Origin of the sequence: Pseudomonas rhizophila (assembly GCF_003033885.1) — a bacterium.
GTDB classification, from domain to species: Bacteria; Pseudomonadota; Gammaproteobacteria; order Pseudomonadales; family Pseudomonadaceae; genus Aquipseudomonas; species Aquipseudomonas rhizophila.
In genome coordinates this window covers 1138664-1155863 of record NZ_CP024081.1, presented here as the reverse complement: position 1 = coordinate 1155863, position 17200 = coordinate 1138664, and the positions used below count along the sequence as shown (strand labels likewise).

Annotated in this window: 4 protein-coding genes; all 4 read right to left on the bottom strand. The window is 63.5% G+C overall.

Translation table 11 applies throughout. The features are described from left to right. Positions 1 to 66: 66 nt before the first annotated feature. Positions 67 to 12609, bottom strand: coding sequence for a filamentous hemagglutinin family protein (locus CRX69_RS05360; RefSeq protein ID WP_107321675.1), 12543 nt, complete (start codon positions 12607 to 12609; stop codon positions 67 to 69). Between the two features lie 213 nt (positions 12610 to 12822). Next, positions 12823 to 14010, bottom strand: coding sequence for a substrate-binding domain-containing protein (locus tag CRX69_RS05355; RefSeq protein WP_107321674.1), 1188 nt, complete (start codon positions 14008 to 14010; stop codon positions 12823 to 12825). 530 nt (positions 14011 to 14540) lie between these two features. Further along, on the bottom strand, positions 14541 to 15752 hold the full coding sequence (gene gspF, locus CRX69_RS05345) for a type II secretion system inner membrane protein GspF (RefSeq protein WP_107321673.1): 1212 nt from the start codon (positions 15750 to 15752) through the stop codon (positions 14541 to 14543). Then, a complete protein-coding gene (gene gspE / locus CRX69_RS05340; RefSeq protein ID WP_076385232.1) occupies positions 15752 to 17170 on the bottom strand; it encodes a type II secretion system ATPase GspE in 1419 nt (472 codons plus the stop codon). The genes gspF and gspE overlap by 1 nt, the downstream gene beginning before the upstream one ends. Positions 17171 to 17200: the final 30 nt, after the last annotated feature.

Genomic DNA, 17200 nt, shown 5'->3' with positions numbered 1-17200 from the left:
GGGTGTCCAGCAACCCTGTGGGAGCGAGCCTGCTCGCGATGCCGGCGCCTCGGTGCCAGCCGATCGCTACAAACTCAACCGCCCCCGCTCTTCCTCGGTCAAGCGCTGCCGGGTCTGTTCATCCAGGGGGCCGGCTCCCAGCACTTGCACCGGGCTGGCCGGGTCGTAGGCCCGTGGCGTGTCGCGGCTGGCACCGTCGCGGGACGGGGCCAGTTGCTCGGAGCCGAAGCTCACCACCTGCACGGTGAACACCGACGCCTGGTTTTGTCGCGCCGCGTTCTGCTGCTGGCGCGCCACGTCTTCCGCCGCTTGTGTCGCCGAGGACGCCGCCGAACTGGCCGAGGTGATGGCCCCGGTGTTCACCGTGGCCGCCAGTGGTACACCGGAGGATTTGCCCTGGGTCTGGATGTTGGCCGCGTTCACCACGGTCAATGCCGCGATGTTGACGTTGCCCGACACCCGGATCCCCGCCTCGCCCGCATCGATGGTGCCCAAGGGCGCGATCAGGTCAATGTCGCCCGGCGCCACTTCGGCAATCGGGTTGAGCGTGGCGATACCGGCGCCGGTGCTCGGCACCGACGGCGACAGGGTCACGTTGCCCCAGCTGTCATACAAGCGCTTGGGCGGCGTGTAGACCACGGTGGTCTTCGAACCGCGACCGGCGTTGATATCGCCCTGGGCCGACCAGCCGAGAATCGAACCGCCAAAGGTGGTCATGATCCGGCTCTGCCCTAGTAGAATGCTGTTCTGCGCATACAACTGGATATCGCCCTCGCCCTGGGTAATGACCCCGGCGGTGGACGGTGGTGCGTTGCCTTCGATGCCGAACGTTTGCCCGCCGCCCGGCGTGAGCATCTGGATGCCACCGCCGAAATCGGTGTGCACACCCGCCCCGCCGAACATCGTGATATCGCCCTTGTAGGTGATCGCGTTACCCGCCACATCCTTGCTTGGGAACAACAAGTCGATAGCCTCCCGCCCGCGCAGGTAGCTGCCCTGGCGCACGCCGCCCACTTCGTTGTACTCACGACCACCGGCCTTGAGCTCGGCGAAGTACACGTCGCGGGCAAACACCCGCTGCTGCTCGGCCGGTAGCGCCGCGAAGTAGCTGCGGGCCTGCTCGGTGTCGCCGCTGAAGCCAAAGCGTTCCTTGAGCCAATCCACCAGTTCCGCCTCGTAGGTCTTGGCGACTTTACCGTCCTGGTTCGCCAGGGGCACACCGGTCAGGGCCTGGTTGGCCGGGTCCAGGTACGCCTTGACGAAGCGCTGGTAATCCGCGCCGTTGAGTCCCGCGCCGGCTTGCAGCACCAGGCTTGCGCCAGGGCGCGAATCCCCCGGCACCACAGCGCCGATACTGTTGATGCTGACCTTGTCGTCCATCCGCAGATTGCGCCCGGCGGTGATCTCCAGCAGGCCGGGACCGGCGACGTTGAAGTTGCTGTAAAGGATGTCGCGCCCGGCCGAGACGATGGAGATGTCGGTGGAGTTGTTGTGGATGAAGAGGTTGCCGGTGCTGGTGTAGTTCCCTAAGTAGAAGTCGCTGGTCAGCGAGCCGCCCAGCGGTATACCGCTGCTTACAATGTCTCGTCCGGCCTTCATCCAAACGGCCCCCATACCTTCGAAGGAAATCTGTCCGAATCGGCCATCGTTCTCAGAGGTGTACCTCATCGCTCGTCCACTCGCGACTGCCAGCAAATCGCCTGTGAGCGCATAAAAGCGAGCAGGATCCGTGTTGCCGGCCCACTCGTTGGAGGCGCTGCTGGTATCGAAGGTAATCAACGGTAAAGTATCCGCGCTGGGAGGCACACGATTGGCATCAGCGGAGAGATTGCTGACCACCACACTGCCATTTACGAGCCCGGCAAAGGCTGGGCGCAACGGTGTCGCCAGGGCCGCAGACGATGCACCGGAACGACTGACCGACATATCGCCACCGTAGATGGAATCGCCGGCCATGAATTGCAACTCACTGTTGATGCCAGGAGCGAGCAGCAGGGCTGGACGATCGTTGCCGTTGTAGCCGGTTCCATCCCATACCGAGGATTGGCCATAATAAAGACTGCCATTGGCCGCCACAGCCCTCAGGATCGACGGGTAGACCACGGCTAAATCCGTGGCCGTCGCGCTAACGAAAGGCGTCAGGTTACCTCCCGACGACCACAAGTCGATCGCCGTGTTGGCGGTCCACAACGTAAACCAGCTGACACCCGATCCGTTGGTCGCACCACTTTTGAAGGGCGAAACGCTCATCATCGGCGCCCGGCCCGGGTCTGCTACGTCCATCACTACCAAGTCGCCCGAAGTGCTCAGATTGAACGTGGCATCGCCCGGCATCAGGGTCAGCCCGCCTGTTGGCAAGCTTCGCGTAGCTCTGAAAGAGTCATAAGCGCGTGTTTCTCCGGGAGACTGTACCGAAGCAACGTTGCCATAGCGCAGGTCGATTCGACCGATGGCACCGCTATCGATCTGCGCATGCCCCCGCAGGTTGATGACCGCGCCATTGAGATGCCCGTTCACGAACAGGCTCTCGGGATTCAAAGCACCACCCACACGCAGATCAAGATCACCACCACCGGTCAATTGCAGACTGCCATCAGCGCCCACACGCCCGGTGCTGCCCACGGCAAGAACCAGTCCTTGGCTGCGGCTGTTGCTGATCGGCACAAGACCACTCCCTGCCATTTGATCGAGCACCCCCGCATCGCCGGCCACCTGAACATTCAGGTTACCGCCGCCTAGAGTACCGAACCCCGTAAACCCGACCATCAAATCAGCCTTGCCGTCCTTCGCGGCGGTGTAACTGCCAAAATTGATCCACCAAGCGGTGGGTTGTGCCTGCGTGCCGGTTGCGACTGAGCCATTGCCCTGACGCCACAGCCAATTGCCGACGTTGACCGTATCGTAACCAACGTCTCCCCCATTGGGCCGCCCCCTATCCGTACTCGATACGTCCAGGCTATTACCGGTCAGATTGCCGCCAACCTTCAAGCTCAGGTTGCCGCCAAAGTCCGGGTACCAGGCACGATAAAGACTGTTGCTACCACCATCCACGAACTGCTCGTTTTCACCTAGTGCATCATTGAGCACCTTGCCCGCCGCCCCCAGCGCCTTGGGCTGATTGTACGGGTCGTTGGCATAAGTCTCGCTGGCTGAACTGCCGGCGGTGTAGACGCCGTACAGAGAATCCATTTTCAGATCGCCCGCCGACAGCAGCTCAAGGTCTGCCGCTCCGGTGCGGATCACACTCCAACGTTGGCTGCCTGCCTTGTATTCCGTTTGCCCAACAGCGGTGCAAAACGACGGGGTGTCGTCACACATTCCAGGATAGGCAAGGTTTTCGAAATCAATCGGTTGACCCACGAGGTCTGGAACCCCGAAGTTTTCCGCCCCTTCCTCCGTCCAGACAAAGCCGCTACTGGCCTTGCAAAACGACGGGGTATCCTCACACATCCCTGGATAGGCAACGTTCTCAAAATCAATGAATTTACCTGCCAGGCTCGGATCTCCGAAATTTTCCGCCCCCTCTTCGGTCCACACCAGCCCCCCCGCCCCGGCCTTGCCAAACATGCCGTAGTGACTATCAGCCAAATGAAGATCTCCACCCGCCAACACAGGCTGCACAACCCGGCTGTCCGCCGCCTGCGTATCGGCGCCGGCCACCAGGCGCAACGACCAGGACTGCGAACCCTCGGCCAGCATCGGCGCAATGGCCCAGTTGCTCCCCGCCACTTCCGGACGCAACTGCACCGACTCGACACCGGCCGGCAACTTGATGTCGGTACCTGAAGGAATTTTCGAACCCACACTCAGCGCCAGGGCCCCGCTGAGACGCAGCACATTGGTCAAGCCGTTGCTCGCGCCCGCAATGCCTGGCAAGGCAACGCCTTTTGGCCAGATCAGGCTGCGTATTGTTGCGCCGCTGCCCAGCAGGCTGCCTACCCCCAGCACCGTGCCCGCCTCCAGGGTCTGGGTCGAAGCCAACAAAGTGCCAGCGGCGAACAACAGATTACCCGAGGCGTCATGCACCGCCGCAGCCAGCACCGTGCCCGCCGGCAGCACCAGTGGCTGATCAAGCGTCGCCGCCACCGGCAGGCGTGTTCCCGCCGCCAGGGTCGCGCCCTTAAGGGGTACGTCGAAGTTGAGCACCGAGCCCGCTGGAAACGCCGTGCCATCCGCCAGGGTCACACCGGTACCGGGCACGACAATATCACCCGCCGCGAAATCAATGCCCGGCAACAGCACCCAGCCCTTGTCGTCGTTGGTCGCGGGCGGTTGGGCGAATCCGTCGGTGATGCTGCCATAGATGTTCAGGTCACCCCCGGCGCGCAGCGTCAGCGCACCCGACTCACCGGAGCCGTACACGGCGGTTTTACGAGTATGCGGATTCACACTGGCGTAGCGATAACCGGACAGGTCCAGGTCACCCCGCACCACCAGATCACCGTCGGCCGTCGCGCTGACGATCTCCACACCGGGCCGCAGGTGGAACGCATCGGCATATCGAGCATTGTTCAGACCGGCGAGTTTACGTTGCATCAAATCGCCGTTGGCCAGCGCCGCGTTGATGAAGGCAATACTGTCCTGGTGCTTGCCATCCAGGTACGCCTGGTCGATGACCTGATAAGGGCGTCCGCTGGCTGCCGGATCGCTGCCGTAGGCTGCGTCGTTGTACTGCCACATACCGTTGACCGCGATGGACCGGGCGCCCTGGATATCCAGGCTACCGCGTGCATCGATGGCAATGTCGCCCTGGGTCGGAATCGAGCCGGCACGCCGTGCATTGAGTTCCAGCGTGCCACGGGCACGACCATCGTGCTGCCCGGCAGGCGCTGCGGTGCCATGACGCAGATCGATGCGTGCACCGTCGGCCAGGGTCAGCACGCCGTTGCGGGAAGTCAGGTCAACGATGGCACGGTTCGGCGAATCGATGATCTTGCCGTAGCTGTCCACCCGCAGACGATTACCGTGGGCGTCAAGCACCGCGTTGCGGCCCAGGGTCAGGGAGCGCCCGGCCGCGAGCCGGATGCTGCCGACCCGCTCGCCGCTGGCGTCGACCTTGCCGTTGACCAGCAGGCTGCCATTGTCCAGGGACACGTCAATGGACGAGGCCTTGAGTTCGTTGCCGATCACCAGGTCGCCCTGTTTGAGCTGGAAGCTGCGGGAACCGAACAGCTGTCCGTCATTCAACCGTTGGTTCAAGGCCGCGAACTGCTCGCTGAGGTTACCGCTACCGCCCAGGCGCTGGGCCTGGATCTCCACGCCACCGGCCAGGTACGGCATGGCTGTGCCGCCGGCGTCATATTCGCCGGTGCTGCTGCCGAGAATCCGCCCTTGCAAATCGACCACACCGGCCGCGCCGTCCAGGGCCACCGCACTGAGCCGGCCAGCCTGGTTGTTGCGCGCCGAAAGGTCGATGCTGGAACCAGCAGCCTGGCGGATGTTGCCGCTCTGGCTTTGCAGGATCACCTCGCCACCGGCGCTGTAGCGTGTCACATCGTTGAAGGTGACGGTGCGGCCCGCCACGTCGATCAGTGCCCCATCGGCCAGGGTCAGGTCATCCGTCGCGCTCAGGGTCAGCTTGCCGCTGGGCAGCATCACCGCGCTGGCAAGGTTCAGGCTCGCGCCTTTGATGGACAACTCGCCCCCAAGCCCGGAGACATTGCCCGGCTTGGCGCTTGTGCCCGCTACGTTGACCGCGCCGCCTGCGGTGATGCGGTTGACCGAGCCGGCTTCACCGGTCAGCAACGGGGTGAGGATATTCAGGTTGCCGCCGCTGTAGGCGTAGCCCGTTTTCGCGTCATAGGCGCCCTGGCGTTGATACACCGCCAGGCTGCCTTTGTGGTTGGCGGTCAGGCGTTCGCTGGCGCTAAGGTTGACGTTGGCGAAGCCCAGTGCAAGACGGTCCAGGGTAGTGATCGAGCTCGGTTGGGCGAAATCGCCATAGCCGAATTCGATGCGCTGAGCCTGGATGTCCAGGCGACCGGCACCGGTGCCGGCCCCACCGGCAATCACCGAACCCGGCGCGCCAACGGCGCCGTTCCAGATCAGGTTGGCGGTGCGAATGGTCGCCACGTCGTTGACGCTGCCTGCGCCATAAATGGCCGGCGTGCTGAGCATCAGGTTGGCCAACCGCGACTTGCCCTTCGCCGGGTCATAGGTGTCGAGACTGACAGTGCCGTAGAAATTCAACGCCTCACGCGCCGACAGTTCCAGGGTTTCCAGGGCCGGGGCGCCGTATTCGGTGTCCCCGCGCAACAGGCGATCGAGTACCGTCTGGCTCAGGGTCAGACCGGCCGGCAAGACCTGACGCGCCGCTGCGTCGCTCAATGCCGGGGCGGTGCCGACGTTGATATTGCTCAGGGCCAGGGTCAGGTGACGGGTGCCGTAGCGCACCTTGTCGTCCAATTCCAGGCTCCCTCCGGTGGCGGCGACGATGCCGCCCTCGGAATGAATTCGGGTGACGCCGCTGCATGGCGTCAGGCTGCAGCCGCCGATGTTGATGGAGCCGCTGCTGCCCGATGAGGGTGCCAACACGTTGAGCAAGCCGTTGGAGGCGGCCAGCAAGTTCTGACCACTCACATTGAGGTCATAGATAAAACCGTCATGGGCATCGTAGGCAGCCGCGCCACGACCAATGGTATTGATGGCGGCGCCTTGTTCCATCGACACCTCGCTGCTGGCCAGCAGGAAAACCTCCGGTGCCGCCAACGTAGCGCCTTCACGCAAGATCACTCTGGACGAGGTTCTACCTCCACTGCTCGAGGGCGTGATGTAGTTTCCGCTCTGACCATAGAGCGTCAAGAACTGCCCGCCAATAACCTGACGCGATGCATTCAAGGCATTCAGGCTTTCGGCATTGAGGGTCACGCCCTCGAAGCCGGCCGTGGCCCCGCGCCCATCGGCAACGACCTCCAACGCCCCATTACCTCCAACCACCGTGACGGTACCGCCGTAGCCACCTTTCTGAGGCGCGAACTTGCCGATGCCTTTAAAGGAGAACGCCTGATCTCCCGCTCCTGGCGCGAGTTTCAACTTCAAAGTCTTGGCGTCCACCGGCAACAGGGCTCGTGGCACGCCCAGGCGTGCGGCATCGGCTACAGCGAACTGGGCGTAGCTGGTTTCGTTGTACTGCGAATAGCGACGCAGCACATCGCCCGAAGTCAGGATGACCTGGCTGGACAGACTGTTGCGCTGCCCGGTATTGACCACCGACAGCACCCCGGCGGTGGCCCAGGAGCCGTTGCGCATCTGCAACGCACCCGCCGTGGAACCCTGACCCGCCAGACCGTTGACCTCGACCCGGAACGCCCCCGGCAGCAAGGCATAGGTGGACGGCATCAGCGTATAGGTACCGGCGGCCAGCCCCGGTACACCGGCGCCAATGGTGATTTGTTGTCCGATCCTGGGGTCCACTGCGCCGCCCTCGGGCGCCACTGGTGCGTATGCACTCTGGTTGCCCGGCACAATGGCGTAGACCGGGTTGCTGGCCAGGCCCGGTAAAGTAAAGCCGCCGTTGGCACCGATTTGCACCAGCGGGTTGAAGCGCGCGTCGGTGGAGCCGCCACGGCCGGAAATGAAACCGGCACCCACCAGATCACCGCCACCCGAAAGATCGAGTACCGAGCCTTCCTGGGCCGCAACAGACTTTCCGCCCAGAATCACACCAATATTCAGATCCCCGTTGCCATAGGAGATGGCCCCTTGCCCCAGAAGCACCACCTTCTTGCCCGCGTACTCATAACTCTGACCATCGACGGTACCGCCGTAAGGCAGAACCAGACCGAGGCCACTGACTGAAGTGAGGCTGTTCGGCAGCAAGTCCACTTGGCTAGTGATGCTAGTGCCGTCGTTGGTGCCGACCTCAATCAACCCCAGCGGGGCCCGAACCACCCCCCCCTGCTCGATATTCGCACTGCCCAGTTGTAAGTGACCGAATGCCGAATAAGGTACCTGAGGCGTCACCTGGGTAGTCCGCCCGATGACCAAGCTGCGCGCCGGGTCGTAGGCAGAGGTGCCACTCAAGCTATACCCCGCCAATACCCGAGCCCCGACCCCGGTCGCCGGATACAGTTGCGCCGCTTGCAGGATCATGTCCGAAGGAGTCATTAATTGCGTGCTAAAGCCCGTAGGCAATCCTTCGCTGGAGAATCCCGCCAGGAAGCGCAAATCACCACGGCTGCTTAACTGGACCAGGTCGAACCCGGCGCGCTCCAACTCGACCGTGGTGCCATTGGCCTGTCTCAGCGTGCCTTTGCTGCTGAATCTCACATTGCCCTGTACATCCAACAAGTCGGCGTTGACGGAAAGCACCGCCTTGTTCGCAAGTGGCGATACGTCGCCTTCGATCAGCGGTCGGGTATAGGAATCCATATTCGGTAGACTGGCCGCCGGCCCCGCCAGCAGCAAATGAGCTGCATTAAGTTGAACACGGGTGTCGGCTGGCGCGGCTGTGCTCAACCCGAAGCTACGCGCATATAGGCTCAGGCTTTGGCCGAGGGACAACGACACGTCGCCACGGATACTAATAATGCCGTTACTCAGCAGAGACAGGCTGTCGAAGCCGCCCGCCTGGACCTGGTCCACACCCAAACGCCCATGACCATAGATCAACGAATCCGCCGAGGCCTTGGCGGTGTCGCTTAGCGGGCTCGCCTGGGCGGTTTGTCCCAGCACCAGTTCACGCACCTGCAAGACCCGGTCATTGACCGCGCTTTTCAGGTAATACGGTGTCTCCAGCGCCACCGACAAACTGCCCCCTGCGGCCCCCGTGCCACCGGAACGGGCGCTGAATTCGCCGTCCAGGTACAGACCATTGGCCGACGCCAGGGAAATACTGCCACCGTTGCTCGTCACCGATGTGCGTCCCTGGCCAGGAACATCCAGCATTGCCTGGCTGCCATCCGCTTGCAGGCGTGCCCCCTCGCGCATCACCACGAACAATTCCGGCGCCGAAGCCGATCCTTTCGCGACATCAATCTGACCACCAATGACAATCTCGCCGCCGTCATGCACCAGGCCATAGGTCTGGCCGCGCATGTCTTGGGCAGTCACGGCCCGACTGGAGACATCGATCAATGCTTGCTCGCCTAACCAGATGGAGCGTCCATGGCCTTGGGCATTGACCGGGTTGCGAACTGGGTTGCTGACGCTCAGTTCGGTGAGACTGACTCGTCCGCCCCAGGCGTTGAGGGTGCCGTTGACGGTCAGTTGACCGATGCTGCGCAAGTCGATGCCTTGTCCCGGATCGACGCTGATCACGCTTCCACGCCCGATGTTCAATACCGTGCTGGCCATGTCTGCCGCGCTGGAGTTCGCGGTACCGGCAGTGAGGCTCAGGCTCGCGCCGTGGCGCTGGGTGAGAACACCTTTGATCGCATCTTCCTGATACAGCTCCGGCGTCCAGCGCTGCAAGGCATCAGCCGGCTCTGCGTTGCTGCCGGTAGTCAACGCCTGCTCGCCGAAACGGTACACCGGCATCGTCACATCGACCCGGGTCCCATCGGCCACCGTCAGGCCTTCGTTGCCGGTGATGTCATAGGCCGAGAAACCCTTGTCGAAAAAGTCGCCGTCCAGTTGCAACGTTCCCGGTTCCAGTGGCGAGCCACTGTTGCCGATCAGCACTTTGTTGGCCGCCAGCTTCAAGGTCCCGCCACCGCTCACCCCGGTGCCGCGCAGTTCACCGTCCAGGTTCAAGGCGCCGTTACCGGACGACGCGCCGGTACTGGCGGTCAGGGTCAAGACACCGCCCTTGCCACCGCGGGTCTTGCCATCGGCCATGACCGCAGCACCGGAGCTGACGTCGATCAGGCTGCCCTGGCGCACATCGATATCGCCACTGCTGCGCACAGACACCGTACCGCCATTGATGAACGGCAGACCTTCACGGTCGTTGCCGTCGAGCAGCAAATTGCTCCACCGCCCAGCGGTGTTCAACGTCACGCCTTCGCCCAACGTGACCGCTGCACGCTGACCGGTGGCAGGCGAAAGCACGACGTCTACCATCTGGAAATTATCGGTTCTGACCTGTTTAAGCACGTTACCCAGGGCAATGCGACCGCTGCGGGCCGTCAGGTCGGCGTTCACTTCCACCTGCGGCGCGTAAAGCGTGATATCACCGCCATCGGCCACGTTGAGCGCGCCGTCGACTTTGATGCCTTGCGCCGCTGCCACCTTGACCGCGCCGAGTTGGAAGCCATTGAGCAGCTCATTGTCCAGCACCAACTTGCCTTGCCGATCAGTGCCGACCACCGAGGTCAGGTCAAGGCCCGCAGCAATCTTGTCGTTGACCTCGCCGACGGTGACCTGATCGAAGGTAGGGTTCAGGCCACTGTTGATCACACCGCTGGCCTTGTCGTAGATCGGCGTGTAACTGCCCACCAGCAACTGAGCCCGCCGGGCCACGGCGTTTTGCGATTGCTGGTAACCGTCGAGGTTGAGGTTCGGTGCCTGGTTCTGGCGTTCGCCCTGGTAGACCTCGCCGACGATCTGGCCTTCCAGCACCGCGTTGCGGGTCGACACCACCAGCTTGCCGGCATCGCGGCCAACGGTGTAGCCGGCCTCAAAGCGCTCGCGGGGGGCGATCAGTGGGTTGTAGTAGTAATCGGTCTGGCCCCAGCGTTGGCTGTGGTCTTCGTAACCCTTGTAGATGCCGCTGTAGAGGATGTCCCCCGGCGCCTTGGACAATTCATACAAGCGCCCATTGGGGCCCCTGAGCCAGGACTGCCGCAGGTAGCCGCTCTGCACATCCAGGGTACCGCCGGACAGGTTCAACTGCGCCGCCTGCTGGGTCACCACGTCGTTGCCGGTGAACGTCAGCGTGCCACCTTGGGCGGCCCATTCACCCATGCTGTGGCCCCGTGTGCCCAGGTAGCCGCCGACTTCCAGCAGCCCACCCGCCGTGTACCAACGGTCGGTGGCATAACCGTTGGTGCCCGCCGGCACGTAGATCAAATCACGCACGTCCACCCAGACATCGTTGTTGGTCAACTTGCCGCCCTCGCGGTTGACCGGTGCGTCACGCTGTTCGTTGCCCTGTACGTTGACCTTGATGGAGTTGGACTCCATCGCCACCTTGACGCCGATGGCGCCGGACACGTCGATCACCGCACCATCGCGCACCAGGCTGCGACCGGCGGCGCTGACCGCGACCTGACCGCCGGTGGCCAGGGTGATGGAGCCGTTCTGGAAGTCGACGCTGCCGCCACTGACGATCTCGACCCGCGACTGGTCGGTGCGGTCGACCACGCTGCTGAGGTTGTTGAACCGACCGGTGATCAGGTTGTTCGGCGTACCGTCCAGGCCGGCGGGCCCGGCATTGTATTGGCTGTCCAGGGCACTGCCGCCGCCGGCGTCAAGCAGCACCGCCGTGGCACTGCCCTGCCCCAGGGTGACGCTGCCGGTGCTGTCGCTGAAGGCGTTGAGCAAGTGCACGGTGCCGCGGGTGTCCACCGAACTGCTCGCCACCGCCACGCCGTTCTGCTGCACATTGTGCCCGGTAAGGGTGATGTCGCCGGTGCTGGCCTGGATCAGGCCGCTGTTGATCACCGTGCCGGCGCTGCTGCCCGGCTTGAGGGACGTCGCGACCTCGTTGCCACGGGTGGTGGAACGCGGGTTGCCGCTGGTGCCCTGACCCCGGCGAATATAAAAACTGTCGCCCGCTGCCAGGGTGGTCTGGCCCTTGGCGGTGATGATGGAACCGGCGTTCTCCACTTCCGAGCCCAGCAGCAAGGCATAGCCGCCCCCGGCGGTGGAGGTGGCGGCGCGGTGGGTCTCGATCCGCGCACCGCGCTGCACTTCGATCTTGCCGGCGGCGTCAGTGAAGGTCGGCTGGGTGCCGGTGGCATCGACGTACAAGCCGCGCTGGCTGAACTGCTCGTCGCTGACGTTGGCCGCCACCGCCGCCAGGTTGCGCACGTTGACCTGGCTGCTGCCGCTGAAAATGATGCCGTTGCGGTTGACCAGCATCACCGTGCCGTTGCCCTTGATCTGGCCCTGGATCTGGCTCGGTCGCGCTTGAGGGTCGTTGACCCGGTTGAGCACGGCCCAGTCCGACTGCTGCTGGAAATCCACTGTGGTATTGCGGCCGACGTTGAAGGTTTCCCAGTTGAGAATCGCCTTGTCGGCGGTCTGCTCGATCTTCACCGTGGTCTTGCCGCCGACCTGGGTCTGCTGCGGTCCCTTGGCGTTGAGCCAGCCCTGGGTCAGGCTGTTATCGACCTTGAGCCCGCCCTCGCCCAAACCGTCGGGCACGGTCTGCACCTGCCCGAATGCGGCTTGCCGCCCCGCAGCCTGGGCCGCCTGCTGGGCCGCGATGGCGGCCACGGTGTTGTTGAGGTTGGTCAGCGAACGCTGCAACTGCGCATTGGCCCGTTGCTGTTGCGCCAGGGGTGGCGGCATGCCTGGCTGCGCGGTCGTAGGTCGCCCCGCGCCACCGGCCTGAGACGCGCCCTTGGCGGCAAACCAGGCCGAACTGAACGCCGTCGCCGCGTGGGCATTGCCGGCCACCATCAGCAGGGCAATGGCCTGGGCCAGCGGCTTGAGCCGCAACATCGACAACTCGCCATCGCGACGGGGGGCATTCAGGTTCGTCTGGGGTTTGCAGCGCAGCATCCTACTCATCCTTTCGGGTTCGCTCTAAGGGGTCACAACGCCGTGCTGTCAGGCTGCCAGCGTTGGTTATAGGGGATAGGCGGTTACAACCGCTCGGGACCGAACGGTTGTCATGAAAATTTCATGTGGCTGTGTTGGCGCCGGTATTACGCAAAAATCAGCAACGGCTTGCGCCGTTGCTGATCGGGTGTTGCGGGTCGCTCAAGCGTAGGCTTACAACGGACGACCGACGCCATTACAGACGTTGGTGTTGCCGATGCTCAGAGCGTTAGAGGCGGTCAGGAAGCTGCCGCGGATCGCGGACTTCCAGGCGCCTGGCAGCGGCACGAAACGGTTGGCGGTGATAGCCGCGTCGTTGCTGCTGGCAGCAGTGGCGTTGTAATGGCGAGTGAAGAAGTCACGCACTTGCGTGGTTTGGGTGGCATCGGCGTAGCACTGGCTGAAGATCACGTTAGTGAAGCCCAGGATCGGGTAGCCGGTGGTTGGGTAAGCCACAACGCTTGGATCGCTAGGGTTGGTGGTTGCAGCGAATACCGGTACCCAGGCGTTCGGGTTAGCGCGGTTGGCGGCAGCAGGCACGGTGACAGCTGCGATTGCGGCCGACACGTTGGCCGGGGCTGGGGAAACACCGGCAACGCGAGCGACCTTGGTGGCGTCGTCCAGGCCGGCCAAGGTGGTGGCGGCGTAATCCGGGCTCATGTAGGTGATGCGACCTTGGGCAGCATTCACCGCATCCATCACAGCTTGGCTACCAGTGGCGGCTACGGCGCCGGCTGGCAGGCCAAGGCTATAGCTGGAGGCGAAGTTGGTGGTGATGGCGAAAGTGCCGGGCACAGCGGGTACAGCTGTAGGGCACTTGGCGTTCAGAAAGCGGGTGAACAGTTCGGTAGTACCGCTGCTCTCAGCACGATAAGTCACAGTGATCGGGCCGGAACGGCCGGAACCGGTGATTTGGTTCCAGTCAGTCAGCGTGCCGGCGAATACGCCGCACAGCTGAGCGACGCTGAGGTCAACGTTGGCGGTGCCGGTCTTGTTGAAAGGAATGGCAACCGAAGTGGCGACCGAAGGCACCTGGATCAATGGGCCCCAGGCGGTGCCGTGGTTGGTGACGTAGGCGTTCAACTCAGCCTGGGTGAGCTTCGAATCGCTGCCCGCCCAGTGCACGTTCTTGCTGGTGTCACCAGGCACGAAACGGGTGTAATCGTTGTTCAGGAAAGCGGCCTTGCCAGCACCGCTGCCCACGCCAATGTAAGGGGCGAAACCGGCAGTCAGGACGCCGGAAGTCTGGTACAGCGGCTGAGGCAAGGTAGCGCCACCACCGTTGACATCAGCCATGGCGGCCTGAGCGGCGCAGAGGCCGGCGAGGGTCAGGGATACCGCGAGAACGTTGCGCTTAAACATGAAGAATCTCCTTTCATCGTGTTCGTACGTAGGTTGGGTGACGCGTGCTTGCCGTCATGGCGCTCGGTCCTGTGCCGATGGCGATGGGGTGAGGCCATGGGTTAGAAACTCGCAGTTTCCGGTGACAGATAAAGGAAAAAACCTCGGGAGCTGGAGGCTGTTTTTTGGGGTTTTTCCTCGGGTGTTCGAGGGCTCTGGGTTGGGGTTTCAGACGGGTTTTGTGACGGTGCTGCGCAGGGTGGGCGTGGAGATGGCGGCGGGTGGTTGTCTGACGATGGAAGATGACAGAACGAGGAACCCGAGTTTGGTGTTGGCGAGGGTCGGGAGGTGTTGCGGCACTGCAAAAATAACTGACGGGTCTCTGCTGTTGTGGCGAGGGGATTTATCCCCGCTGGGCTGCGAAGCAGCCCCAAACCAGACACCTCGGTGTGTCAGGCTGGTTGCATTCAATCTGATTGGGGCTGCTGCGCAGCCCAACGGGGATAAATCCCCTCGCCACAAAATCAATGTTCACCACGGATTGCGTGCGCTTATTGAACCAACTGATTGATCTCGATAATCGGCAGCAACACCGCCATGACGATCACCAGCACCACGCCGCCCATGATCACGATCATCAGCGGTTCCAACAGCGCAGTCATGCCCATGGCCCGGCGTTCGATGTCGCGGGACAGGGTTTGTGCGGCGCGTTCGAGCATTGGCGGCAGGCAGCCGGTTTTTTCGCCGCTGGCAATCAGGTGGATCAGCACCGGCGGGAAGACTTTTTCCACCCGCAACGCCGCCGCCAGGTTGACCCCTTCGCGGACCTTGGCCGTGGCATCGCTGACGCTCAGGCTCAGGCGGTCGTTGGACAGGGTCTGGCGCGCCGCCTCCAGGGCTCGCAGCAAGGGCACCCCGGCGCCGCCGAGAATCGCCAGGGTCGAGGCAAAACGCGCGGTGTTGAGACCCAGCACGAAACGCCCGATCAGCGGCAGGCGCAGGATGCGACTGTGCCAGTTCAACCGCGCTTGCGGGTTGCGCAAATACAGCCGCCACCCCCAGAACCCACCGGCCAGAATGCCAAAACACAACCAGCCCCAGGCGCGGATGAAATCGCTGGCGGTCAGCATCGCCAAGGTCAACCCTGGCAGGTCCTGACGGGCCTGGGAGAACGCGCTGACCACCTGCGGCACCACGTAGCTGAGCAGGAAAATCACGATGGCGATCGACACCAGCCCCACTACGCCCGGATAGATGAACGCCGTGAGAATCTTGCCCCGCAGGTTGTTGCGCTCCTCGATGTAGTCCGCCAGCCGCTCCATCACCTGGGCGAGGTCGCCGGACTCTTCACCGGCGGCGATCAGTGCCCGGTAGATGTCCGGAAAGTCCCGGGGTCGCGCCGCCAGGGCTTCGGCCAGGCGCATGCCGCTGCGCACATCGGCGCGCACTGCGCTGAGGGTCTGAGCGATGTGTTTGCGCTCGGCCTGTTCCACCGTGGCGCTCAATGCGGCCTCCAATGGCAGGCTGGCTCCCAGCAGGCTCGCCAGTTGCCGGGTGGCCCAGGCCAGGTCGTTGTCCGAGAGTTTGGCGCTGAACAGGCCGCCGCCATGGGCTTGCGTTGTGTTGCGCTCGACCTGCACCTGCAACGCCGTCAGCCCGCGACTGCGCAGCAGGTTGAAGGCGCCACTCTGGCTGTCGGCTTCCAGATGCCCGACCTCGATTTTGCCGTTGGCGTCGGCGGCTTCATAACGGTAGCGATTCATCAGGCGTCCCGTGTCACGCGCAGGATTTCTTCAGGGGCGGTGGCGCCACTGCGCACCCAGCGCTCACCGTCCTCGCGCATGCTGAACATCCCGGCCTGGCGGGCGGCGGCGCGCAGTGCCTGCTCCCCTGCCCCTTGGTGAATGAGCGTGCGGATATCATCGTCGATGCAGAACAATTCATGGATGCCGGTGCGACCGCTGTAACCGGTCTGGTTACAGCTCGGGCAGCCCACCGGGCGCCAGGTGCCGGGGGTTGCCGGGTCAGCTTGTTTGCACTGCGGGCAGAGCCTGCGCACCAGACGCTGGGCGAGCACGCCGAGCATCGACGAGGCCAGCAGGAACGGCTCGACGCCCATGTCGATCAGGCGGTTGATGGCCGACACAGAGTCGTTGGTGTGCAGCGTCGCCAGCACCAGGTGACCGGTGAGGGACGCCTGCACGGCAATTTGTGCGGTTTCCAGGTCGCGGATTTCGCCGATCATGATGATGTCCGGGTCCTGGCGCAGAATCGCTCGCAGGGCTAGGGCGAAGGTCATGTCGATCTTGGCGTTGACCTGAATCTGGCTGATGCCCGGCAGGTCGTATTCCACCGGATCTTCCACCGTGAGAATGTTGTGTACGCTGGCGTCGAGCCGGGCCAGGGCGGCGTAGAGGCTGGTGGTCTTGCCGCTGCCGGTGGGGCCGGTGACCAGCACGATGCCGTGGGGCTGGCGGATCAGGTGATCGAGTTTGCCCAGTACGTCCGGGTCCATGCCCAGGGTTTCCAGTTGCAGGCGCCCGGCCTGTTTATCCAGCAGGCGCATCACCACCCGTTCGCCATGGCCGGTGGGCACCGTCGAAACCCGAATATCGATCGGTCGCCCGGCCACGCGCAGGGCAATGCGGCCGTCCTGGGGCAGGCGTTTTTCGGCGATGTCGAGCTGGGCCATGATCTTGATCCGCGACACCAGCGCGCCATGCAGGGCCTTGCGTGGCGAAACCACGTCACGCAGGGTGCCGTCAACGCGGTAGCGCACCACCGAATGGCTTTCGTAAGGCTCGATGTGGATGTCGCTGGCCTCATCCCGCGCGGCCTGGGTCAGCAAGGCGTTGATCATGCGGATCACCGGCGCGCCGTCCTGGGTGTCCAGCAGGTCGGTGATCTCGGGAATGTCCTGCATCAGTCGGTCGAGGTCCACCTCGTTCTCTGCCGCGCCCACCACGGCGGCGGCGCTGCCGGTGTCGGCGTAGGCACTGTTGAGCAACCCGTCGAGTTCCTCGTCACGCACCCGCTCCAGCCGCACCTCGCCGAACTGGCGGCGCACTTCACTGATGGACCAGCCTGGCGTGGAGGGACAGACCATCAACACCGCGCCTTCATCCGACTCACGCAGCACCAGGCGCTGGGCCTTGGCCCAGGCGTATGGGAGGGTGTTCATGCTGACACCTCAGGTCCATAAGATGCATCC

What these genes read in the sequence shown, in the direction of transcription:
- CRX69_RS05360 (WP_107321675.1), bottom strand. Translation starts at nt 12,609, where the DNA reads ATGCTGCGCTGCAAACCCCAGACGAACCTGAATGCCCCCCGTCGCGAT.
- CRX69_RS05355 (WP_107321674.1), bottom strand. Translation starts at nt 14,010, where the DNA reads ATGTTTAAGCGCAACGTTCTCGCGGTATCCCTGACCCTCGCCGGCCTC.
- gspF (WP_107321673.1), bottom strand. Translation starts at nt 15,752, where the DNA reads ATGAATCGCTACCGTTATGAAGCCGCCGACGCCAACGGCAAAATCGAG.
- gspE (WP_076385232.1), bottom strand. Translation starts at nt 17,170, where the DNA reads ATGAACACCCTCCCATACGCCTGGGCCAAGGCCCAGCGCCTGGTGCTG.